The sequence below is a fragment of the Agrobacterium sp. ST15.16.024 genome (assembly GCF_027956545.1).
GTDB lineage: Bacteria > Pseudomonadota > Alphaproteobacteria > Rhizobiales > Rhizobiaceae > Agrobacterium > Agrobacterium cucumeris.
In genome coordinates, this window is sequence record NZ_JAQKGO010000003.1 from 148,922 (window position 1) to 172,563 (window position 23,642).

22 protein-coding genes are annotated in these 23,642 nt (G+C 59.1%); 10 read left to right on the top strand and 12 right to left on the bottom strand.

Annotated elements, in window-relative coordinates; genetic code table 11:
• The first annotated feature begins 87 nt into the window (after positions 1–87).
• A complete protein-coding gene (locus PL640_RS12660; RefSeq protein WP_271362183.1) occupies positions 88–852 on the top strand; it encodes a HugZ family pyridoxamine 5'-phosphate oxidase in 765 nt (254 codons plus the stop codon).
• Between the two features lie 212 nt (positions 853–1,064).
• On the opposite strand, the gene PL640_RS12665 is transcribed toward PL640_RS12660, so the two are convergent.
• From PL640_RS12665 to PL640_RS12675, 3 genes are all read right to left on the bottom strand, one after another.
• The gene (locus PL640_RS12665) at positions 1,065–1,406 is read right to left on the bottom strand and encodes a RidA family protein (RefSeq protein ID WP_003494829.1); all 342 of its coding nucleotides are present in this window, start codon (positions 1,404–1,406) and stop codon (positions 1,065–1,067) included.
• A 49-nt stretch (positions 1,407–1,455) separates the two neighbouring features.
• On the bottom strand, positions 1,456–1,794 hold the full coding sequence (locus PL640_RS12670; protein ID WP_065113791.1) for a TIGR01244 family sulfur transferase: 339 nt from the start codon (positions 1,792–1,794) through the stop codon (positions 1,456–1,458).
• A gap of 127 nt (positions 1,795–1,921) precedes the next feature.
• A complete protein-coding gene (locus PL640_RS12675; RefSeq protein WP_271362184.1) occupies positions 1,922–2,755 on the bottom strand; it encodes an aldose 1-epimerase family protein in 834 nt (277 codons plus the stop codon).
• A gap of 156 nt (positions 2,756–2,911) precedes the next feature.
• Between PL640_RS12675 and PL640_RS12680 the strand changes: the two genes are divergently transcribed.
• Positions 2,912–4,303, top strand: a complete 1,392-nt coding sequence (locus tag PL640_RS12680) for a L,D-transpeptidase family protein (protein ID WP_271362185.1) — start codon at positions 2,912–2,914, stop codon at positions 4,301–4,303.
• Positions 4,304–4,372: 69 nt separating this feature from the next.
• Here the strand turns inward: PL640_RS12680 and PL640_RS12685 are convergent, their stop codons facing one another.
• From PL640_RS12685 to PL640_RS12720, 8 genes are all read right to left on the bottom strand, one after another.
• Positions 4,373–5,578, bottom strand: coding sequence for an MFS transporter (locus tag PL640_RS12685; protein ID WP_271362186.1), 1,206 nt, complete (start codon positions 5,576–5,578; stop codon positions 4,373–4,375).
• 46 nt (positions 5,579–5,624) lie between these two features.
• Positions 5,625–6,272 (bottom strand): TetR/AcrR family transcriptional regulator, encoded by a 648-nt coding sequence (locus PL640_RS12690; RefSeq protein ID WP_271362187.1) that lies wholly within the window; start codon positions 6,270–6,272, stop codon positions 5,625–5,627.
• A 145-nt stretch (positions 6,273–6,417) separates the two neighbouring features.
• A complete protein-coding gene (locus PL640_RS12695) occupies positions 6,418–7,134 on the bottom strand; it encodes a ParA family protein (protein WP_065113795.1) in 717 nt (238 codons plus the stop codon).
• Between the two features lie 381 nt (positions 7,135–7,515).
• The gene (locus PL640_RS12700; protein ID WP_034498788.1) at positions 7,516–8,661 is read right to left on the bottom strand and encodes an iron-containing alcohol dehydrogenase; all 1,146 of its coding nucleotides are present in this window, start codon (positions 8,659–8,661) and stop codon (positions 7,516–7,518) included.
• Positions 8,658–10,046 (bottom strand): aldehyde dehydrogenase family protein, encoded by a 1,389-nt coding sequence (locus PL640_RS12705; protein WP_271362188.1) that lies wholly within the window; start codon positions 10,044–10,046, stop codon positions 8,658–8,660. Before PL640_RS12705 ends, PL640_RS12700 begins: the two co-directional genes overlap by 4 nt.
• A gap of 18 nt (positions 10,047–10,064) precedes the next feature.
• Positions 10,065–11,432: a glutamine synthetase family protein gene (locus PL640_RS12710; RefSeq protein ID WP_142840302.1), complete on the bottom strand. Its 1,368-nt coding sequence runs from the start codon at positions 11,430–11,432 to the stop codon at positions 10,065–10,067.
• Positions 11,433–11,495: 63 nt separating this feature from the next.
• The gene (locus PL640_RS12715) at positions 11,496–13,010 is read right to left on the bottom strand and encodes an amino acid permease (protein WP_142840303.1); all 1,515 of its coding nucleotides are present in this window, start codon (positions 13,008–13,010) and stop codon (positions 11,496–11,498) included.
• 213 nt (positions 13,011–13,223) lie between these two features.
• Positions 13,224–13,997, bottom strand: coding sequence for an N-formylglutamate amidohydrolase (locus tag PL640_RS12720; RefSeq protein WP_271362189.1), 774 nt, complete (start codon positions 13,995–13,997; stop codon positions 13,224–13,226).
• Between the two features lie 177 nt (positions 13,998–14,174).
• Here PL640_RS12720 and PL640_RS12725 point away from each other — a divergent pair, with 177 nt between their 5' ends.
• The 6 genes from PL640_RS12725 to PL640_RS12750 all read left to right on the top strand — a co-directional run bounded on the left by PL640_RS12725 (position 14,175) and on the right by PL640_RS12750 (position 20,409).
• On the top strand, positions 14,175–15,053 hold the full coding sequence (locus PL640_RS12725) for a MurR/RpiR family transcriptional regulator (RefSeq protein ID WP_046798027.1): 879 nt from the start codon (positions 14,175–14,177) through the stop codon (positions 15,051–15,053).
• Positions 15,054–15,343: 290 nt separating this feature from the next.
• A complete protein-coding gene (locus PL640_RS12730; protein WP_271362190.1) occupies positions 15,344–16,450 on the top strand; it encodes an ABC transporter substrate-binding protein in 1,107 nt (368 codons plus the stop codon).
• A gap of 102 nt (positions 16,451–16,552) precedes the next feature.
• Positions 16,553–17,437 carry an ABC transporter permease gene (locus tag PL640_RS12735; protein ID WP_142840306.1) on the top strand — a complete coding sequence of 295 codons (885 nt, stop codon included), beginning with the start codon at positions 16,553–16,555 and terminating at the stop codon, positions 17,435–17,437.
• The gene (locus PL640_RS12740; protein WP_065113804.1) at positions 17,434–18,216 is read left to right on the top strand and encodes an ABC transporter permease; all 783 of its coding nucleotides are present in this window, start codon (positions 17,434–17,436) and stop codon (positions 18,214–18,216) included. Before PL640_RS12735 ends, PL640_RS12740 begins: the two co-directional genes overlap by 4 nt.
• Before the next feature lie 13 nt (positions 18,217–18,229).
• The gene (locus tag PL640_RS12745; protein WP_271362191.1) at positions 18,230–19,288 is read left to right on the top strand and encodes an ABC transporter ATP-binding protein; all 1,059 of its coding nucleotides are present in this window, start codon (positions 18,230–18,232) and stop codon (positions 19,286–19,288) included.
• A gap of 77 nt (positions 19,289–19,365) precedes the next feature.
• A complete protein-coding gene (locus tag PL640_RS12750; RefSeq protein WP_271362192.1) occupies positions 19,366–20,409 on the top strand; it encodes a zinc-dependent alcohol dehydrogenase family protein in 1,044 nt (347 codons plus the stop codon).
• 42 nt (positions 20,410–20,451) lie between these two features.
• Here the strand turns inward: PL640_RS12750 and PL640_RS12755 are convergent, their stop codons facing one another.
• A complete protein-coding gene (locus tag PL640_RS12755; RefSeq protein ID WP_271362193.1) occupies positions 20,452–21,096 on the bottom strand; it encodes a hypothetical protein in 645 nt (214 codons plus the stop codon).
• Between the two features lie 333 nt (positions 21,097–21,429).
• Here PL640_RS12755 and PL640_RS12760 point away from each other — a divergent pair, with 333 nt between their 5' ends.
• Positions 21,430–22,206: an AAA family ATPase gene (locus PL640_RS12760; RefSeq protein WP_142840680.1), complete on the top strand. Its 777-nt coding sequence runs from the start codon at positions 21,430–21,432 to the stop codon at positions 22,204–22,206.
• A 79-nt stretch (positions 22,207–22,285) separates the two neighbouring features.
• Positions 22,286–23,617 carry an MFS transporter gene (locus PL640_RS12765; RefSeq protein WP_271362194.1) on the top strand — a complete coding sequence of 444 codons (1,332 nt, stop codon included), beginning with the start codon at positions 22,286–22,288 and terminating at the stop codon, positions 23,615–23,617.
• Positions 23,618–23,642: the final 25 nt, after the last annotated feature.

Genomic DNA, 23,642 nt, shown 5'->3' on the forward strand with positions numbered 1-23,642 from the left:
GATCGGTTGCCGATGCACGGGACAGACCCGGGCATGACGTGGAGACGTTTTACGCTTCTCTCAGCATCCACTAACTCAGGATAAGACATGCCGGACGTTGCCCCTCCCGTCATCACCCCACGCGGCGCGAAGATCGAGCCTTCGGCCGGCGCACCTTTCGAGGCGGTGCGCGTGGCCCGCGATGTGCTGCACACATCCCGCACGGCGGCGCTCGCCACGCTCGATCCGGTCAGCAGCTATCCCTATACGACCGCCACCAATATCGGCATCGAGCCGGATGGCACGCCGTTCTTCTTCGCGGCCGGGCTGACGCTGCACGCCCGCAACATGGAGGCCGACCCGCGCATCTCGCTGACGCTCGCGCCCTTCGGCAAGGGCGATGCGCTGACGCTGCCGCGGCTGACACTGGTGGGCAAGGTGGAACAGCTCGGCCCGGATGAGACGCAACTCGCCATCAGGCGCTACGTTGCCCGTTACCCCAAAGCGAAGCTTTATCTCTCGCTTCCCGACACAAGGCTTTACCGGCTGCGGACGGAAGGTGTGCAGATCAATGGCGGCCCGGCCCGCAATGCCAGCAACATCACCCCGGCCGACCTGCGCACCGATCTCTCAGGCGCGGCGGAACTGATGGCTGCGACGGAAAGCGAAGCTACCCGCCTCAACGCCATCAAGGGCGAAATATCGCGGTTGGCAGTTCTCGCCGGCGCAAAGGCCGGCCGCTGGACAATCACCTCCATCGACCCGGATGGTATCGATCTCGCCTCGGTAAATGATCTGGCGCGGCTGTGGTTTGCGGAGCGGGTGGAGACGTTGAAGCAGTTTGAGAAGGCGCTTGCTTTGCTTCTGAAATGAATGGCGCAAACGATTCACAAACCTGGGACAATCGTCTCTCTTCCGTCATGCTCGGGCCTGTCCCGAGCATCTGCCACCTGTCAAGTTGTGATACGTGAGTGGATCCTCGGGACAAGCCCGAGGATGACGAAACGAGCGTTTCGAATTTCCCATCAAAAAAGGCCGGGCCGCATTCCGCGACCCGGCCTTTTCTTAAAAACTCAGACGGATGCTCAGAGAGCAGCGGTCACGATGAACTCAACCTTGTAATCCGGCGTTGCCAATGGTGCACCGCTGGTGGCGCGGGCCGGCGGGTTTGCCGGGTCGATCCAGCCTTCCCAGACGGCGTTCATTTCACCGAAGGTGGACATGTCGGAGAGATAGATGATGGTCTGCAGGATCTTCGACTTGTCCGAACCGGCAGCAGCCAGCAGGCGGTCGACTTCAGCGAGAGCAGACTTGCTCTGTTCCGTAACGCTGGTGCCTTCGCCAACCTGGCCGGCCAGATAAACGGTGTTGCCGTGAACGACGGCGCCGCTCATGCGCTTGCCCGGCTCGATACGCTTGATGGTCATGGAGAACTCCTGTTGATTGGCATTTGAAAACAAAATGAAGCGCGAAAAATCAGCCGCGCAGGTGATGGGTCTTTTCGTAGATCGCCGTCGAGCGCGCGCCCGAACGGCAATAGCCGAGCATCGGGCGCTGCAATTCGTCCAACGCATCCACCATGCCGGCAACGGCATCAGCATCGACGCCATAACGGCCGACAGGCACATGCATGATGGTAATACCGAGCTGCTCCGCGCGCTCGGCAATATCGGCGAAAAGCGGCTGGCCGTCTTCTTCACCATCAGGGCGGTGGCAGACGATCGACTTGAAGCCGAGTGCCTTGACCTCATCCAGATCGGCGACGCTGATCTGTCCCGTTACCGAATATTCGTCGTCTATGCGCCTGATATCCATCTTATGCCTCCGCTGAAATCGGCATCCGCGCCGCTGGCACGCTCTCGCCACCCTTAGAAATCCGCATCCGATGTAAGGGCTCAAAACCCATGCGTCAATGATACGGTGTCCTCATTCGGTACGGCATTCAGAGGATGGAAAAGCGCAGGCCGAAGGAGCGGCTTTCACCGGGCTGGATAATGTTGAATTCGCCTGCAGCCTCAAGTTCGCTCCGCCCCACCCAGCGATGCGAAACCGGCTCGATGCCGAGCACATTGGCGGGCTCCTGCTGGTTGCGCCACATCTGCAGATAGGGCAGCGTCTCCGTGCGAAAACGCACGGTCAGCGTCTTCCCGCCAATGGCCGCGACGGGACCAAGCTTCAATTCCGCCCAATCATCATTACCGGAGGGAACACAGAAAACATTGCCCGGCTCCTCGCCGAAACGCCAGCCATGGCCGCCGCCATCCAGCATTGCGCCTTCCAGCCGCACCGCATCGTCAAACAGACGGGCACCGACATTCATGTGGTACATCAGAAACACCGGCATCGGCCGGTCTGACGTATTGACGACCCTGTCCTCAAGGCTGACTTCGCCGCTTTCGCCATCAATGCGCCATGTCCGCTCCAGCAACGCAGTGCCGCCATCGGCAAGCTTTACGGGAACCTCGACGCGCGCCAGTGCATTGGTCTCATGAACGTCGAAGGCGACTATCTTTGCCGGATGCGAGGAAAAGGACCCATGCAACGGATATCGACGCCCCTCACCGTCACCATCAATCGGTTCGGGATGGCGGATATGATCGGGACCGCAGGTGAAGAGAAAGCCTTCCAGCGAATGATCGATGCGCGCATCGCCATCATCGGGAATGGCGCGGCCGGGCGCGATGTCGATGCCATCGACAATGCACGAACCAATATCGAAAACAGAGGTTTCATCGAGGAAAATACGGGGCGATCTGCCGGCCTGAAACGAACGCAAGACAACCTCTCCTGTGGCAGTAAAAACGCATGAATCACGGAAACGCTACTAGTCGTGACGGAAATTAAGATTGCATTAACCGCGAATTCACCTTTTTCACAATAGGGTCAAGATTGCGGTGTGTTTATGGGCGAACGAAGCAAGGATAGCAGAATCGTGAAACAGTTTCTTAACGCAGCTCTGGGTCTGACAGTCGCGGTAGTGGCAGCTTTCGCCCCGCTACAGGCTGGCGCGCAGCAGCGTTATGGCGACCAGCAGACGATGCTGGTGACACCTGACGGTCGCGTGCTCGACTTCATGCCAGAGCGCGGCGATATCGTTATCAGCCGCGATACCATGGGTCGCACGGTGTTTTACGACCAGTACGGCAATCTGCTCGCCACCGAAATGCCCTCCGGCTATCAGCAGCGGCAGCAGGCGCGCCAGCAGCGCGACACCACCTATTATCCGCCCGCCCCCGGCGGCCAGTATCGCGAACCACAGCGCGACTACGGCTATCAGGACAATGGCAGCGTGCGTGATTATCGCGAATATCGCGGTGATGGCTCCGATGACAATATCTATACCGGCTCCGTTCCCGGCCCCGGCGCGGTGGAAAGCGGGCCGCTCGGCCAGCCCATGCCCGGCGAAAGCACCACCGCCGCCGTTCCACAGCCGGATCACCTGATCGAGCGCCACACACCGGTGACGACACCGGTCAACCGTTCCCGTCAGGAGATCGTCGCACTGCAGACTTTCCTTGACCGTGAAGGCATCTCGCCCGGCGTTATCGACGGCAAGATGGGTGACAACGTCAACAAGGCCATTGCCGCCTGGCAGGACATGACCGGCGAAAAGCTGGACCCGAACAATTCCGACGATATTCTGGAACGCCTGCGCTCTTCCGGCGGCATGCCGATCGTCGACTACACCATCACCGCCGCCGATGCCGCCGGCCCCTATGTCGCCTCCATTCCGGACGACTATGCCGAGAAGTCGCAGCTGCCCGCTCTGTCCTTCACCTCCACGTCCGAGGCACTGGCCGAGCGCTTCCATATGGATGAGAACTATCTGAAGGAACTGAACCCCGGCATCGACTTCACGGTGCCCGGCACCATCATCAAGGTGGTCAATCCGGGCGAGACGAAAAAGGGACAGGTGGCCCGCATCGTCGCGCATAAGGGCATCAAGCAGGTCTTCGCCTATGGCCAGGACGGCAATCTGATCGCCGCTTATCCCGCCACCATCGGTTCCACCGATACGCCTTCGCCGAGCGGCACGCACACGGTCGAGCGCATCGCGCTCAATCCCGGCTACACCTATAATCCGAAGATCAACTTCAAGCAGGGCCAGAACGACAAGATCCTGCAAATCCCGCCGGGTCCGAACGGCCCGGTCGGCACGGTCTGGATTGCCCTGTCGAAGCCGACCTACGGCATTCACGGCACGCCGGAACCTTCGAAGATCGGCAAGACAAACAGCCACGGCTGTATCCGCCTCACCAACTGGGATGCAACGGAACTGGCAAAGATGGTCCGCCCCGGCGTTGTGGTCGAATTCGCCGAATAGGATCGACCGGAATAAAAGAGAAAAAGCCCGGCGGTTTGGTCCGTCGGGCTTTTTTCATTTAGTGGTGTTTCAGTCGCGCTTCTCGGTCAGGAAATACAGCAGGGCGGCCACCGGCAAGGCGAAACCGATCCACGAGGCGGCTTGCCATTCGCCGACAGCATAAGCCCAGCCGCCCACGGCGGAACCGATTGCGCCGCCCATGAAAAACGTCGCCATATAGATGCCGTTCAGACGGCTGCGGAATTCCGCCCCCAGCGTGAAGATGGCGCGCTGGCCAAGCACCAGATTGGTGGTGACACCGAAATCCAGAACGATGGCTGCGACCACCAGAATGGCAAGCGCCAGATGCGAGCCTTCGGGCGCAAGATGCGTGACGGCGAAGGAGAGCGCCACCGCCACCAATGCCAGGAAAGTCGCCGCACGGGTCCAGCCGCGATCGGCCATCCGCCCGGCAATTGGCGCAGCCACGGTGCCCGCAGCACCGGCAAGCGCAAAGAGCGCGATCTCACCCTGGCTCAGGTTGAAATGCGGCCCGCTCAGATAAAGCGGCGTCGTGGTCCAGAACAGGCTGAAAGCGGCAAACAGGAAGGCATGGTAAATTGCCCGCCGCCGCAGGATCGGCGTGTGGAGGGCAAGTCTGCCCATCGAGGCCATCAGCGAGCCGTAACCCAGCCTTGCCTCCGGCATGCGCGGCGGCAAAAGCCGGAAGAGCACGACGGCAAGAAGCGCCATGACTGCCGCCGACGTCAGGAAGACGCCGCGCCACGAAACGACTTCCGATAACAGGCTGGAGACCGGCCGCGCCAGCATGATGCCGGCCATCAGCCCGCTCATGACATTGCCGACCACCCGGCCACGAATGGCGTGCGGCGCCATGTGCGCGGCATAGGGAACGATGACCTGCACTGCCACCGAACTGACGCCGACCAGGAAGGCCGCAATCAGAAACGGGGCCGCATGCGGCGCGAATGCCGCTGCCACAAGGGAAAGCACCGCCATCGAGACGGAACCGACCACCAGCTTGCGGTTTTCAACGAGATCGCCGAGCGGCACGACGAACAGCAGGCCGACACCGTAACCGATCTGCGTCAGGGTCACGATCAGCCCAGTGGCACCGGCGGAAAGACCAAGCTCCGCCCCGATGATGCCGGCAAGCGGCTGGGCATAATAAAGATTGGCGACAATCAACCCGCAGGCAGTCGCCAGCAGAAAAGTCAAAGCCGGGGAAAGGGATGTTGCATCAACATCCTCCCCTTCAATTACACGCGTCGTCATCATTTTCTCCAATATGGAAACGAACGTTTCCTAAATAGACATAAAATCACTCAGCAAGCCTCATGGCGATATCCACCACGGCCACCATGTCCTTGAGGCTGCGCCCTGTCTTTCCCACCACGCGCATGCCGTACATCATGCACAGCATCGCCCGGGAAAGATCATCGGGATCGGCCTTGGAATTCACCGAACCATCCTTCTGCCCCTCGGCAACGAGGCGGGCGACGATCCGCTCCCTCGCCTTCACGGCCCGTTCGACCACAACGGCAATGTCATCATCCAGCGCCGCCAGATCGGCAGCGGCACCAACAACCAGACAGCCATCAGAGCCAGCACCGCCATGCGACCGTTCCGCGTAGAACATCAGCCCTGCCCGCAGGCGTTCACGACCGGTATCGTAACCGGCCACCGCCGCCTCGAAACGCTCGGTCTGTACAATCCTGTAGCGCTCCATCGTGGCGATGAAGACGGCCTTCTTGTCCTTGAAGGCCTTGTAAAGACTGCCCTGCGCCAACTCCATCGCATCGGTAAGGTCACCGACGGAAGTGGCGTGATAACCGCGCCTGGAAAAAACCCGGATCGCACCATCGAGCGCGCGGTCGATATCGAACTCGCGCGGCCTGCCGCGATGGCGCTGTTCCTCGGACTGGTTGTGGCTGGCATTGCTCATGGCCGGAATATAGGAAATGATCATTTCCAAATCAAGCGAATAATGAAGCCATCGCTGAAAAGCGACTGCTGACACGCCGGCAAGCCTGATGGCCGCCGATGGTCCGAGGCAGCATCATCCGTCTGCGGTTATGACCGCCGCAGACGGATCGAAAGTTGAAAGCAATATTTCAGGCGGCTTTACGGGTGAAAAGGCGCGCGGGTGGCGTACCGAGCCGCAACAGGCGTTTCGGCAGCAGGCCAAGCACTTCGCCCGCGAATGCTCTCGCATTCTCGACCGCCTTGTCGATATTGCTCACCTTGGTCTTATCGAGACAGAGAAGCGTGCCGCCAAGGTCGAAAATATCGCGATAGGCGGCTCTCTCGACGATCGGGGTGTTGAGAACCGAGACATTTTTCTCGGCCAGCAGCATCTTGACCAGCAGCAGCGAACGCGTCGCCACCATGGCGTTCACCCGTGTCAGCACGATGGAATGAGCAATCTCCTTGCCCATCTTGCGGTTCAAAAATTCGATATGGTCCAGAACCTCGGCGGCCCCGCGCGCATCCATGGCGCAGCCCTGAACCGGGATCAGCACATGATCGGAAATGCCAAGAGCCATGGTCAGAAGCGGGGTCTTCGCTCCCGGCAGATCTATGATGAAACAGTCGGTGCTGGTTTTATTCTCGCGAATATGGCCCTCAAGCGACGCCATCGTCACATGCGAAATCACCGAAAGATTTTCGATATCGCCTGATAATTCGTGCCAGCGGGAAATCCACAATTGCGGATCGGCATCCAGAACCGTCACGCGATGACCGCTGCGGGCCAGTTCGGTTGCCAGAAGCAGCACGGCCGTGGTTTTTCCGGCACCGCCCTTGGTATTGGCGAAAGTGATGACTGACATGATACCCCCTGTTGGTCAGAGCCGTTTCATGCTCATTCACGCACCGAAGCAATTCATGGTGCTTTCCATAATCTTAACGAACAGGGTTAATAAAAGGCTAAGAACGGTTATGCCGGGCAACGAAAAGCCCGCGACCGGGTCGTCGCGGGCTGGATTAGAGATCGTACGTAGCTCGCTCCCGGTGCAGGGCACGACGTTGCCATTTGTTTCTTCTCCCCGCCGGGGAGAAGGTGGCCCGAAGGGTCGGATGAGGGGGCAACGTTGCCGGAATTCGGAGAGCTTGCCCCCTCATACCGCTGCCGCGGACTTCTCCCCCTCGGGGAGAAGAAACAAGCAGCACCCTCTCAACCTCTCACAATCCTGATGAATAAAGGTAGCTCCTTAAAAGCAAGCCTCAAAAAGCGCCTTGGTATTTTCCAGCGTCATCGGCACCGGATTGCCACCGCAGCTCGGATCCTTGATCGCTTCCGCCGCCAGTTCGTCGATACGATCCGGCTTGATGCCCATGGCGGTCAAGTTTTCCGGTACGCCGAGTTCTTTGCGAAGTTCCAGCACGTAATCATAAAAACCGTCGAAACCGCCGGAGATACCGAGATAGGCGGCCGCGCGGGCAATCTTGTCTTCGATGGCAGGGCGGTTGAAGCGCAGCACCGCCGGCATGACGACGGCATTGGTCATGCCGTGATGGGTGTTGTAGACAGCGCCGATCGGATGCGAGAGCGAGTGAATGGCACCGAGACCCTTCTGGAAGGCCACCGCCCCCATCGCCGCCGCTGCCATCATATTGGTGCGCGCTTCGATATCCGTGCCGTCCTTGTAGGCGCGCGGCAGGAATTCCTTGACGAGACGCAGGCCCTCCAGCGCCACGCCGGCGCTCATCGGGTGATAGAACGGCGAGGAATAGGCTTCAAGGCAATGGGCAAAGGCATCCATGCCCGTGCCGGCCGTGATGACCTTCGGCATGCCGACCGTCAGTTCCGGATCGCAGATGACGACGCCGGGCAACAGCTTCGGATGGAAGATGATCTTCTTCACATGGGTCTGCGAATTGGTGATGACGCTGGCGCGGCCGACTTCCGAACCCGTACCAGCGGTTGTCGGGACGGCGACAATGGGCGCGATCTTGGAAGCATCCGCCCGGGTCCACCAGTCACCGATATCTTCGAAATCCCAGACCGGGCGGGTCTGCCCGGCCATGAAGGCGATGGTTTTGCCCAGATCAAGGCCAGAGCCGCCGCCGAAGGCGACGACGCCGTCATGACCGCCATCGCGATAGGCTTTCACGCCGGCTTCCATGTTGATCTCGTTGGGGTTCGGATCGACCTCGGCGAAGATCGCCCGGCCGAGGCCTGCCTCTTCCAGCACGTCGAGCGCATGCGCGGTGATCGCCATATTGGCAAGGCCGCGATCCGTCACAAGCAGCGGTTTCTTGATGCCGAGCGTCTTGCAGGCTTCCGCCAGTTCCTTGATCCGGCCACGGCCAAGCTTGACGGCGGTGGGGTAGCTCCAGTTGGCGACGATATTCATTTCGTGACTTTCTTCAGATGGTAGGATTTCGGGCGGGTCAGGTTCTGGAAACCGAGGACGGAAAGTGAACCGCCACGGCCGGTTTCCTTCACACCGGTCCAGCAAAGCGCCGGATCCAGATAATCGGCGCGGTTCATGAACACGGTTCCGGTCTCGATTTCGCGACCGATCCTCGCGGCCCGTGTCGCATCCTGCGTCCAGAGCGAAGCGGTGAGGCCGTATTTGCTGTCATTCATCAGCGCAATGGCTTCATCGTCGTTCTTGACCTTCATGATGCCGATGGCGGGACCGAAAGTCTCTTCAGTCATGAATTCCATGGAATGATCGACATTGACGAGGATCTGCGGTGCCACATAAGCGCTTTCGCCATTATCGGCCGGGAAAAGCTTCTGATCAACCAGCGCCTTGGCGCCCTTGGCAACGGCGTCGGCAATCTGCGCCCGCACCACCTTGGCAAACCGCTTGTTGGCCATCGGCCCGAGCGTGGTTTCCTGCTCGAGCGGATTGCCGAGCTTGTAGTTAGAAACCCACGCCACCGACTTCTCGACGAATTCGTCATAGAGGTTTTCATTGACGTAGATGCGCTCGATACCGCAGCAGCATTGCCCGGAATTATAGGTGCCGCCATCCATCAGCGTATCGACGGCGGCGTCGAGATCGGCATCCTCCATCACATAACCGGGGTCCTTGCCGCCGAGTTCAAGCCCGAGGCCGGTGAAAGTGCCGGCAGCGGCGCGTTCGATGGCACGGCCGCCTTCCACCGAACCGGTGAAATTGACGAAGTTGAACAGGCCCTCGGAAATCAGCGCAGAAGTCGTGCCATGGTCGAGGAAGACGTTGATGAAGACATCGTCAGGCACCCCAGCCTCGACAAAAGCCCGCACCATGCGCTCGCCCACCAGCAACGTCTGCGCCGCATGTTTGATGACCACCGTATTGCCGGCCATCAAAGCGGGCGCGACGGTGTTGATCGCCGTCATGTAAGGATAGTTCCACGGCGCGATGACGAAGACCACGCCATGCGCCTCGCGCTCGATGCGACGTTCGAAATTGCCGCTTTCCTCGATGACGAGCGGCGCCAGCGCATCAGCCGCAATCGACGCGACATAATTGGAGCGCTCGTTGAAGCCCTTGAACTCGCCGCCGTAACGCACCGGACGGCCCATCATATGCGCCAGTTCCGGCACAACGTCCGCCACCATTTCGTTGAGGCGCGCCACACCCTTCAGAACCAGCTGAACGCGATCCTCAAGTGGACGTCGAGCCCAGTCTTTCTGCGCCTTGCGCGCTTTCGAAACGGCGGCCCGCGCCGCCTCCAGTGACATCGCCTCCCGCTCGGCATAAACCGAGCCATCGATGGGCGAGATATTCTGGATCATGGTCATGATATTTTCCCGTAATGATTAGGCTCGTTCGAAACCGCGCGCCACTTCCCAGTCGGTCACGCGGCGGTCGTATTCTTCCTGTTCCCACCGTCCGGCATGAACGTAATGATCAATCACATCGTCGCCGAAAGCGTTGCGCAGCATTTTCGATCCGTCCAGAAAGGCAGTGGCGTCACGCAGGGTCTTGGGTATCTCGCGCACATCCTTGCCGCCATAGGCGTCACCGACAAAAGCGGGTTCAAGTTCAAGTTTATTTTCGATGCCGTCAATGCCCGCCGCGAGAAGAGCCGCCATGGCGAGATAGGGATTGAGATCGGATCCGCCGACGCGGCATTCGATGCGGATGCCCTTCGTGCCCTCGCCGCACAGGCGATATCCGGCCGTGCGGTTGTCGAGGCTCCAGATCGCCTTGGTCGGCGCAAACGTGCCAGCCATGAACCGCTTGTAGGAATTGATGTAGGGCGCCAGAAAATAGGTTATCTCGCTGGCATGGGCCAGAAGCCCGGCAACATAATGCCGCATCAGCTCCGACATGCCATGCTTGGCATCCTTGTCGAGGAAGGCCGGCGTCTTGCCATCGAGGCTCCACAGCGACTGGTGGATGTGTGAGGAGCTGCCGGCGGAGTTATAGTTCCACTTGGCAAGGAACGTCACCGCCTTGCCCTTGGACCAGGCGATCTCCTTGGTGGCGTTCTTGATGATGGCGTGCCGGTCGGCCATGGTCAGCGCTTCGGCATAACGAACGTTGATTTCCGCCTGGCCGGGAGACGCCTCGCCCTTGGAGTTTTCAACCGGAATGCCAGCGCCTTGCAGGCCCTTGCGCAGCGCCCGCATCACGTCCTCTTCCTTGGTGGTCTGGAAGATATGGTAATCCTCGTTGTAACCACTGGCGAGGTTCAGCCCCTTGTAGCCGCTGGCGCGCGCCGCATCGAAGGTCTGGTCGAACAGGAAAAATTCCAGCTCGGTCGCCATGAAGGCTTTCAGCCCCATGGCCTCCAGTCGCGCCACCTGCTTTTTCAACAGCGCGCGCGGCGAATGCGGCACTTCTTCATGGGTGTGATGATCGAGTACATCGCACAGCACCAGCGCCGTGCCTTCCAGCCATGGCACCCGTCGCAGCGTCGAAAGATCGGGTTTCAGCACATAATCGCCATAACCCTTTTCCCAGCTGGAGGATTTATAGCCGGGAACGGTCTCCATCTCCATGTCGGTGGCAAGCACGTAATTACAGCTATGGGTTTCCTCAAAGGCGCTTTCAACGAAGAATTCGGCCTGAAATCTCTTGCCCATCAGACGCCCCTGCATGTCGACAAGGCAGGCCAGAACCGTGTCGATGCGCCCCTCGGCGACATCCATCTTAAGCGCGTCGAATGTGTAGCTCGTCATTTTGTCCGTTCCCTTTATTGTCTTGGCCGGGCGGCCGGATACGGCCGCCCGTTTGTTTGGGCATCAGGCCTTTGCAGCCGCCGCCGCCATGGCAGCCTGCTTGTGCTCCAGCGCAAATTCCTCTTCCGGCGACAGGATGAGGCGATGGCGTCCGATAAAGGCGAAATAGGCGATCGCCACGGCAAACCAGACCGCTACCCACAGCACGCCCTTGCTGAAGTTGGGGTCCTGGATCTGGTAAAGCAGCGTGACGATGGCGATGATGATCGTCAGCACCGCACCCGGAATGCCGAAGGGCGAACGGAACGGCCGCTCGATATGCGGCAGGTTCCTGCGGAGCAGAATGAAGGAAATCGCCTGCAGGATATAGGAGAACATCGCACCGAAAACGGCCATGTTCAAAAGCACGCTGCCGATGATGCTGCCGCCCTGTTCCGCGCCCAGCGAGAACCAGATGACCAGCATGACCGCCAGACCGACAAGCGCACCGGCGATGTTGGCCACAAAAGGCGTGCGGTATTTCGGATGGGTAATCGACAGTACGGTCGGGAAATAGCCCGCACGCGACAGCGAATAGATCTGCCGACCCTGCGCATAGAGGATCGTATGGAAGCTGGCGATCAGGCCGGTGAGCGCCACGAGACCAAGCAGCACCACGCCGCCATCACCGTAAATCGCCTTGAAGCCATCCAGCAGCGGTTCGAGCGAAGAACCGAGATGGAAGGCGCCGACACCCGGCAGCGACGGGTTGAGCAGCACGATCATGAAGGCCGAAACCATCAGTGTGATGACACCGAGAATGATGCCCTTCGGCATATCGCGTTTCGGATCGACCGATTCTTCCGCCGCCAGCGGCAGCTGTTCAATGGCAAGGAACAGCCAGACCGCAAAAGGCAGCGTGGCGAGAACGCCCGAAAAACCGAAGGGGAAGAACGAACCGCCACCCTCCGGCAGTTCCACGGCCTTGCCGTCGGGACCGACGCCGATGTTCAGCGCGAAACGCGAGAAATCCATGTTCGGAATGGCGCTGATCCAGAAGAACACCAGAACACCAAGCGAAATCAGCGTGATGACCAATGTGACCTTGAAGGAAAGCTCCAGCCCGAAAACGTTGAGCGCAAGGAAGATCACATAAAAACCTATCCACACAAATGGTGAATAGGCCGGATCGAGCCCCAGAATGGAATTTATATAGGCCGTGATGAAGGTGACGATGACCGCCGGCGTCAGCACATATTCGACATTCTCGCAAAGTCCGGTGACGAAGCCGCCCCAGGGACCCATCGCGGTGCGGGCGAAGGAATAGGCCGCACCCGTATGCGGCAAGGCCGGGCTCATTTCCGCGATCGAAAATGTCAGCCCGAGATACATGATGGCGATGATGATGCCCGCCACCAGCATGCCACCCCAGCCGCCGGTGGAAAAGCCGAAATTCCATCCGGAAAAATGCCCTGAGATGACCGCCCCGACGCCGAGCGCCCAGAGCGACCAGACGCCCGCATAACGGGAAAGTCCGCGTTTTTCGAAATAGGATGCATCAGCCTTCTTATAGCTGACGCCTGACGATGAACTGTCCATGCCCTTCTCTCCTGAATAAGAAAAAAACAAGCCAGTCAGCCGTTATTGGCCGATTGTGCCCCAGTTTTCAGCACCTGCGGAAGGTTTCCGCGCTGTGCCGCACGCACTTGCTGTTCCCTTGCCGCTTCATGCCTTTCCGGCTTTTCTTGAATGTCGGCAGTCTCGTTTGGTGGCCGGCCCCGGTGTTTTCACCATTGGCCAGCCCTTGCTCCCTCACTCATCGATTGATGAGAGCGCCTTCCCCATAAGCTCGTGGAGGAACCCGGCAATTGCCGCCTGCTCCCCTTCATTGGTAACAAGATCGTTGCGGATCTCGATCATGACGTTCAAAAGTCCGTCCGGCAGCGCATGCAGCCTCAGCGTATGCGTCACGCCATCTTCCGGGCCGTAAGGATCGTTGCGTTTGACTGTGAGCGCCGACCCCTCGGCACCCGCCAGCATCGCATCAGCCAGACGGCTGTCGCTATCATGCAGGATACCGATCTGAACGGCGCGAAACTGGCCGTGATAGACCGGCGTGAAACTGTGGATCGTCACCACGACCACCCTGCGCCCGGAGGCCTGCCGCTCGGCGATGATCTCGCTGACGCGGTCGTGAAATGGGACATAGAGCGCAGAAGTGCGGGCAAATCGCTCCGCTTCGGAAAGATCGAGATTGCCCGGAATATCATAAATCTCGCTTTTCACCGGCATGGCGGAAGGCGATTCGGGTGGCCGGTTGCAATCATAGACCAGACGCGAAAACCGTTGATGGACAAGTGTTGCGTCAAGGCTCTGCGAAAGCAGCAGCGCCACGGCAAGGGCACCTGGATCCCAGGCCGCATGGCTCGAGAGAACCTCCGGCGAAAGACCAAGCGTACCGTATTTTTCAGGGATGGTGGCGGAAGCGTGTTCGCAGACGAGAAGGACGTCGCCCTTTCCCGCAGCGTTCTCGACGCCAACCGCCTGTCCTTCCATTTCTGTGAAAAACCGTGAACGCACCGTCATGCACGAACCCCACCCGGAAACCCGCTGTTCCGTCAACGACGAAAAGAATTCTTCACATTATTGCCAGTGTCAAATGGAATTTTGAAATTTTCTCTTCATTTTTCCCATTGACTCGATCGCCGACACAGATGTTTATTTTAGTGGAAGCACCGGCAAAAAGACCGGAAGGGGAAAGATTTGCGCAGCACGACGGCGACCGTGTCGGATGTCATCCATGCCCATTACGATGCGCTGACCCGTTCGGAAAAACGGCTGGCGGAAAGCCTGCTCGGCAACTATCCCGTCTCCGGCCTCGGCAGCATCACCACCATCGCCGAAAATGCCGGCGTTTCGACGCCGACGGTGGCGCGCATGGTGCAGAAACTCGGCTACAAGGGTTATCCGGAATTTCAGGCGCATCTGCACCAGGAGCTTGAAGCGACAATCTCCGGCCCCGTTGCCAAGCACGACCGCTGGGCCACCAATGCGCCGGGGTTGCATATTCTCAACCGCTTTGCTGATGCCATTACCGGCAATCTGCGCGACACGTTGAGCGACCTCGACACCGCCGTCTTCGACAATGCCGCGGCCCTGCTTTCTGACCGCAAGCGCAGCATCTATTTCGTCGGCGGCCGCATCACCGGCGCCATTGCCGAATATTTCTTCACCCATATGCAGGTGATCCGGCCGAAAACGACGCTGATGTCATCAAATTCCAGCGCCTGGCCGCAATATATGCTGAATATGAGCGCCGGCGACGTGCTGGTGATTTTCGACATCCGCCGTTACGAACACGATATGACGACGCTCGCCGAAGTCGCGAAAGCAAACGGCGTGCAGATCATTCTCTTCACCGATCAATGGACATCGCCGGTGGCGCGCCACGCGCTGCACACTTTCCGTGTGAAGATCGAGGCGCCCTCGGCCTGGGATTCTTCGGTCGTCACATTATTCGTGGTCGAAGCGCTGATCGAAGCGGTGCAAAGCGGCACCTGGGATGAAACCAAGCAGCGCATGAACGCGCTGGAGGGCCTGTTCGAGCAGACGCGGCTGTTTCGCCGACCGGACAGGACATGAGAAATTATATAGCCGGCAACTTGCTTGACGAGAATGCCGCACGCTGATTGGATACCTGTGATCGCTACCAGCACGAAAAACAGGGTACATAACCAAGCTGGGGAACAGATCTGGCCAATAGGATGATGAGGGGATTATCCCGCAATTGCAGGCAAAAAGCCTGACGATGGCGGAAAATGGGCGTAAAGTGGCGGAATCCGGATAAATAAATTGTAATCCAGCCGTCACATTAGCTTCATCTAGAATCCGTATCAGCGTCCGCAATATGAGAACACGAAGAGGAGAAAAAAGTGATCTCTCACTGCCGCCGACTGCTTGCTACGACCACTGCACTGGTCATCGCCTCCACCGCGATCGCCGCCGCTGAACCGAGCGCCGAACTGATCGCTGCCGCCAAGAAGGAAGGCATGCTGACAACCGTTGCGCTGCCGCACGACTGGTGCGGTTACGGCGACGTCATCGCCGCCTTCAAGGCGAAGTACCCGGAAATCACCGTCAACGAACTGAACCCCGACGCCGGCTCCGCCGACGAAGTGGAAGCAATCAAGGCAAACAAGGACAACAAGGGCCCGCAGGCTCCTGACGTCGTCGACGTCGGCCTTGCTTTCGGCCCGCAGATGAAGGCCGAAGGCCTGCTGCAGCCCTACAAGGTTTCCACCTGGGACGAAATTCCTGACAACGTCAAGGATGCCGACGGTTACTGGTATGGCGACTATTACGGCGTCATGTCGATGTTCGTGAACAAGGACCTCGTCACCAACTCTCCCAAGGACTGGGCCGACCTGCTGAAGCCGGAGTATTCCGGTCAGGTAGCACTCGCAGGCGATCCGCGCGCTTCCAACCAGGCAATCCTTGGCGTTCTCGCCGCTGGTCTTTCCACCGGTGCGAAATCCGGAAAGGAAGCTGGTGAAGCTGGCCTGAAGTACTTCGCCGACCTCAACAAGGCCGGTAACTTCCTGCCGGTTATCGGCAAGGCCGGTACGCTGGCACAGGGCGCAACTCCGATCATCATCGCCTGGGACTATAACGCCCTGTCCTGGAAGAAGACGCTGAACGACAACCCGCCGACAGAAGTCGTCGTCCCTGAGAAGGGCGTTCTGGCCGGCGTTTACGTTCAGGGCATCTCCGCTTACGCGCCGCATCCGAACGCCGCCAAGCTGTGGATGGAACACCTCTATTCCGACGACGGTCAGCTCGGCTGGCTGAAGGGCTATTGCCACCCGATCCGCTTCAACGCCATGGTCAAGGCTGGCAAGGTTCCGCAGGAACTGATCGACAGCCTGCCGCCGGCAGCAGCCTATGAAAAGGCGATCTTCCCGACACTCGAGGAAGTTGACGCCAACAAGGCCGCCGTTACGGCCGGCTGGGACAGCGTCGTCGGCGCAAACGTGAAGTAATTGTTGAAAACGCACCCCGGCTGATCAAAAAGCCGGGGTGTTTCTCTGATAATAAAGACCTTAATAGACAGACCGTTCGAAAACGGCGTTTGGGGACAAGGCATGCCATCAACCAACACCGGCGGACCATCCGACGCGGGCAGAAAGTTGCCGCTGCACTGGATAGGCGTCGTACCTTTTGCCGTCTTTGTTCTGCTCTTCCTAATCCTGCCGACGATGAAGATCGTCATCGGCGCGTTTCAGCATGCCGATGGCAGCTTCACGCTGGAAAACATCGGCGGGCTTTTCACACCGTCCATTCTTTCGGCCTACTGGATTTCGATCAAGATCAGCCTCGCCTCGGCGGTTCTCGGCTGCCTGATCGGTTTTGCCGTGGCCGCCGCCGTGGTGCTGGGCGGTCTGCCGCAGCGCATTCGCGGGCCGCTTCTGACCTTCTCGGGCGTCGCCTCGCAATTTGCCGGCGTGCCGCTCGCCTTCGCCTTCATCGCCACGCTTGGCCCTGTCGGCTTGCTCACCGTCTTCCTGAAGACGCAGATCGGCATTGATCTTCGGCTCCTCGGCTTCAACATCCTGTCCTTCTGGGGCCTCACGGTCACCTATCTGTTCTTCCAGATACCACTGATGATCCTCATCATCACGCCGGCACTGGACGGGCTGAAGCGCGAATGGCGCGAGGCTGCGGAAATTCTCGGCGCAACCGGCCTGCAATACTGGCGCATGGTGGCCTTCCCCATCCTGCTGCCGTCGCTGCTCGGCACCATGTCGCTGCTGTTTGCCAATGCCTTTGGCGCCGTGGCAACCGCCATCGCGCTCACCGGCTCCTCGCTCAACATCGTGCCGATCCTGCTCTTCGCGCAGATCCGCGGCGACGTTCTCGGCAATCCGCATCTTGGTTACGCACTCGCCTTCGGCATGATCGTCGTCACCGGCATCGCCAATGCGCTGTATATCTGGCTGCGTGCCCGCAGCGAAAGGTGGCTGAAATGAAGCGGTTTTTCGCCTGGGGCGCGCTGATCTTCGGCCTCCTGTATTTCGCCCTGCCGCTGATCGGCATGACCAACTTCTCGCTGAAAATGCGGCGCGGCGAATATTCCTTCGACGCCTATGGCAAGGTGCTGACCGATCCACGTTTCCAGGAAACCTTCAGCTATTCGGTGGTGATGGCGCTGTTCACCATCGTTTTCGGGGTCCTGCTGGTCGTGCCCACCGCCTATTGGGTACGGCTGAAACTGCCGGGCCTGCGGCCCTATATCGAATTCATCACGCTTTTGCCGCTCGTCATTCCGGCCATCGTCATCGTTTTCGGTTATATCCGGCTTTACAACACCTCCAGCTGGCTGCCGCTGACCGGCACCACCTCCGGCACCAACCTGCTCTTGATGTTCGGTTATGCCACGCTCGCTTTGCCCTATATGTACCGCGCCGTCGATACGGGCCTCAGAACCATCGATGTCTCGACGCTGACGGAAGCCGCCCAAAGCCTCGGTGCCGGCTGGACGACCATCCTGTCGCGCATCATCCTGCCCAATGTTCTGGTCGCCGTGCTGTCAGGTGCGTTTTTGACCTTCGCCATCGTCATCGGTGAATTCACCATGGCGGCGCTTTTGAACCGCCCGGCCTTCGGCCCCTACATGCAGCTGCTTGGCGCCAACCGCGCCTATGAACCGGCAGCCCTTGCCGTGATTTCCTTCGGCATCACTTGGGGTTGCCTTGGTCTGATCCAACTCGTTTCACGTTACCAGAAGGGCGCGCCTCCCAAGGCCTGAGGACAAGATTTTCATGAGCTTTTTGACACTTAGCAACATCAAGAAATCCTTCGGCGCCGTGCAGGTCGTGCATGATTTCAACATGGCCATCGAAAAGGGCGAATTCGTCTCCTTCCTCGGGCCATCGGGCTGCGGCAAGACCACCGTGCTGCGCATGATCGCCGGCTTCGAAATCCCGACCGGCGGATCGATTGTCATCAACGGCAAGGACCAGACGACGCTGCGCCCCAACCAGCGCAATATCGGCATGGTGTTCCAGGCCTATGCGCTGTTTCCGAACATGAATGTCTACGAAAACGTCGCCTTTGGCCTGAAAGTCGCCGGCAAGCCGAAAGCCGAGATAGACGCCCGCGTGAAGGAAATGCTCCAGCTCATCCATCTGGAACATCTGGCGGACCGTTATCCCTACCAGATGTCGGGTGGCCAGCAGCAGCGCGTGGCGCTTGCCCGCGCTCTGGCGCCGAAACCGGAAGTGCTTCTGCTGGACGAGCCGCTTTCCGCGCTCGACGCCAAGATCCGCGTATCGCTGCGCGAGGAAATCCGCCAGATCCAGCAAAAGCTCGGCATCACCACCATCTTCGTAACCCACGATCAGGAAGAAGCGCTGTCGATCTCCGACCGTATCGTCGTGATGAATTCCGGCCGCGCCGACCAGATCGGCACGCCCTTCGACATCTACAACAAGCCCGCGACCCGTTTCGTCGCTTCCTTCGTCGGCACGCTGAACCTCATCGACGCCACGGTCATGGACTCCTCCACCAACACCATTCGTGTCGGAGAGCAAAACGTGACGCTGCACAAACCGGTCGAAGCCGCAAACGGCGAAAAAGTCACCCTCGCGCTTCGCCCGGAAGCGGGCTCGCTCGGCAACGACGCGAAAGGCGATGTCGCCATTTCCGGCACCGTCACCTCCAGTCAGTTCCTCGGCTCCGTCATCCGCACCCGTCTCGATCTCGGCGGCTCGACCCTGTCTTTCGACATGTTCAATGATCCCGGCACCGCGCCGCCTGCCCTTGGCGAACAGGTGACGCTCAAATTCGCAGCCGGCGATCTGATGGTGATCAAGGACTAAACCGCTTTTCTCCATTGGGGGAAGAGGCTAGAGCAGGTATTGAACTCGAACCTGCATGCCAGCGATATGAGGCCATGATGCGCGCGCTTTTTTACGAACGATTCGGCGAGACCCCTGTCGTTGCATCCCTGCCCGATCCGGAACCGACCGATAGTGGCGTGGTCATCGAGGTAAAAGCGACAGGCCTCTGCCGCAGCGACTGGCATGGCTGGATGGGGCATGACACGGATATCCGCCTGCCGCATGTTCCAGGCCATGAATTCGCCGGCGTCATAGCCGCGGTCGGCAAGAACGTCACCCGTTTCAAGACAGGCGACCGTGTTACGGTGCCTTTCGTTTCCGGCTGCGGCCACTGCCATGAATGCCGCTCCGGCAACCAGCAGGTCTGCGAGGCGCAGTTCCAGCCGGGCTTCACCCATTGGGGTTCCTTCGCCGAATATGTCGCCATCGACTATGCCGACCAGAACCTCGTGCATCTGCCTGATACGATGAGCTACGCCACTGCCGCCGGCCTCGGCTGCCGTTTTGCCACCTCCTTCCGCGCCGTGACCGATCAGGGACGGCTAAAGGGTGGCGAATGGCTGGCGGTGCACGGCTGCGGCGGCGTCGGCCTCTCCGCCATCATGATCGGCGCAGGTCTCGGCGCGCAGGTCGTCGCCATCGACATTGCCGAAGACAAGCTCGAACTCGCCCGACAGCTCGGCGCGACAGCCACCATCAACAGCCGCTCGGTCGCCGATGTTTCGGAAGCGGTGCGCGATGTGACGGGCGGCGGTGCGCATGTGTCAATCGATGCGCTTGGCCACCCGCAGACCTGCTGCAATTCCATCAGCAATCTGCGCCGGCGCGGACGGCATGTGCAGGTCGGCCTCATGTTGGCCGATCATGCCATGCCCGCCATCCCCATGGCCCGGGTCATCGCTCACGAGCTGGAGATTTATGGCAGCCACGGCATGCAGGCGTGGCGTTACGAAGATATGCTGGCCATGATCGAAAGCGGCAAGCTCGCACCGGAAAAACTGATCGGCCGCCACATCAGCCTCTCCGACGCCATCACGGCCCTGCCCGCCATGAACAGTTTCCAGGAAAGCGGCATCAGCATCATCGACCGGTTCGAGTAGTGCAGGCTCCCGCAACCACCTGATTCGCGAATTGCGTCCAGGTCAGGCACCCCTGCGCCCGAACGCCCGGACCGGAGCGGCTCCCGGGGCAGATGCATGGACCGACGATGCTGCCGGGATACGCGTCACGTGATCCGTCTGGCTACCGCTCCACTGACGGTTTACCAGCTGTTTCGTGCGGACCTCAAGCGGGTCGGGGACGTCCTCCTCCTGCTGCTGCTTACTTCCGGTGACTGCGGAGGTCGTCGCCAATCGCGAAACCCACCGCACGAGCTGCATGCCCTTGTGAACAAGCACAAAGATGCCAATAATTGCGACCGCTATGATAATCACGAGGTTCCAGGGCGCGTCACTGTCCCTCGCCGCCCGCTCCATGCGATCTTTTGTCGTCGGATCAAAACCAAGCGTCGCCTTCAGCCTGGCGATGTCAGCATCGCTGAGCCTGCTGTAACGCTCGTCACGATACAGCACATAACCGCTCCTATCCCCGCTGTTGAGATAACCAACGTCGAATGCTTCACCGTCGCGAAGAAAAGGCTCGCTGTCCGGCAGATCATAAACGAGATCGATGGTCTCGCCGCCACCGAATCCGGGGATGGCAAAAAACCGAGACTTCCGCGCCTCAGCTTCGCCCACGAATATCGCGGAAAATAGAAATACGACCGAAAAAAGCGCAATATGCTTCATTCACTCTCTCCAACAACAACGAGAATGATGACAACTGGCATTACTGAATTAATTTGAATTATATACTTACGATAACATCTTAAATTCAAGATATATATTGTATATATCTAATATATATCGATTTGTTACTTGGAATTAGGTCCACTAATTTATAATAAAATGGAATTCTAACGATGCGACATGACGTATCTCCGCCAACACTGTAAACCATTGGTGCGAACAGCGCCCCACGTTAAGCCGCAATCACACGCAATTGCTTTGAGCACAGCGCCGCGATGATGCGACAGAGCGCAACGTCGGTGAACATGACGGATGAGATGCAAGGACCGCGACATGCTGTTTCTCGATAGCGTAACCATGAAAGAAACCCCGGGCGGACGGGATGAATATCCTTTCTCGGTTCCGGCGGTGCGCCATCTGGAACGCCTCGAGTTCAAAACGCCGATCACTTTTTTTGCCGGCAATAATGGTTCGGGTAAATCAACGCTGCTGGAAGGACTGGCGGCCGGAATGACGGCCTATGCCATCGGTAACCATGGCCAGGTTTCGGGTGATCTTTATCTTCAGCATGCCGAGACCGTGGCAAGGGCCTTTTATTTCGCCCGCAAGAAATATCCGAAGATCCGCATGTTCATGCGCGCCGAAGATGTGCTTGGCTATGTCCGCCGGCTGAATGAAGAGACGCTGGACGACTTTCGCTGGGAGCGGGAAAAAGCCTTGAAAAAAGGCGAGGACTTTCCGGAAGAAACCCCGGAGACCTTTCGCAGGATCGTCAGGAACAACACCATCGACCGTCGGTCGCATGGCGAAGGCTTTCTCGATATCATGCAGCAGCGGGTACATGGTGCCGGCCTCTATTTCCTCGACGAACCCGAAAGCCCGCTTTCACCGCAAAAACAGCTGGAGCTTGCGGCCATCATCCGCCACGCCGCCGACAGTGGCGGACAGCTGATCATCGCCACCCACTCACCGGTGCTTTTGGCCATTCCGGAAGCGACGATCTATTATTTCGATGAGGATGGCATCACCGAACGCCTCTATGACGAGTTGGAGAACATCACTTTCCTGCGGCGCTTTCTCGATCGTCCATCAAAATTCATAAGCGATTGAGAACCGATAAAGCTTGAAATCGCGCTTCTCTTGCAGCATGCCCATTAGCAACATGTGAATTAGAAAAAGAAGCAGGCCTATGTCTCCCACCAGCACACCGGCAGCTGCCCGGCCCCTGAACAGCCAGGATTACAGAACTCTGGGTCTTTCGGCCCTGGGCGGCGCGCTCGAATTTTACGATTTCATCATTTTCGTGTTTTTCGCCACCGTCATCGGCCACCTGTTCTTTCCGCCGGAAATGCCGGACTGGCTGGTGATGATCCAGACCTTCGGCATCTTCGCCGCCGGTTATCTGGTGCGACCGCTCGGCGGCATCGTTCTGGCGCATTATGGCGACCGTTATGGCCGAAAGCGCGTCTTTGCCTTCTCCATCCTCCTGATGGCGCTCTCCACGCTGGGCATGGCGCTGATGCCGACCTATGCCACCATCGGCGTCGCTGCCCCAATCCTGCTCATCATCCTGCGCATGCTGCAGGGTGCAGCCATTGGCGGTGAAGTGCCGGGCGCCTGGACCTTCGTTGCCGAACACGTGCCTTTCCGTCGTGTCGGGCTTGCCTGCGGCTTCCTGACATCCGGCCTCTCCTTCGGCATCATGCTGGGCTCGCTGATTGCCTTTGCCATCAACTCGCTCTTTTCGCCGGAAGATGTTGCCGGTTATGCATGGCGTATTCCCTTCCTGCTCGGCGGGATTTTCGGCCTGATCGCCGTCTATCTGCGCCGCTGGCTGGAAGAGACGCCGATCTTCAACGAGATGAAAAAATCGAAGTCGCTGACGGACAAGCTGCCGCTCGGGCTGGTGCTGAAGCACCATATGCGCGGCGTCATCATTTCCGCCCTGCTCACCTGGGTTCTGTCGGCGGCCATCGTGGTGACCACGCTGATGACGGCCACCTTTCTGCAGAAGCTTTATGGCTACACCCCGACGCAGGCGCTGGCTGGCACCAGCTTCGGCACGCTGTTTCTGATTTTCGGCGTCATTATCGCCGGTGCATTGATCGACCGTGTCGGCTCCGGCATTTTCTTCATGGCTGCCAGCATCTTCTTTGGCATCGCCACCTTCACCTTCTACAGCTATGCCGGCGCGTCGCTTGAAACCATGTTCATTCTCTACGGCGTCATGGGCCTTTCGGTCGGCATGGCGGGAGCCGTACCCTATGTCATGGTCCGCGCCTTCCCGGCATCGGTCCGCTTCTCCGGCCTCTCCTTCGCCTACAACGTCTCCTATGCCATCTTCGGTGGGCTGACGCCGATCGGAGTGACGACCGCGCTCGCCATCAATCCCATGGCCCATGCCTGGTATCTGGTCTTCATCGCCGTGCTTGCCTTCTGCATTGGCCTTTACCTCTATCTGCGCGGCAGCGAGGTCGAAAGCCATGTCGGCATCGAGGAACTGGCGGCGCTGAGATCGTAAGCGCAACGGCCAACAAAAAAGCGCG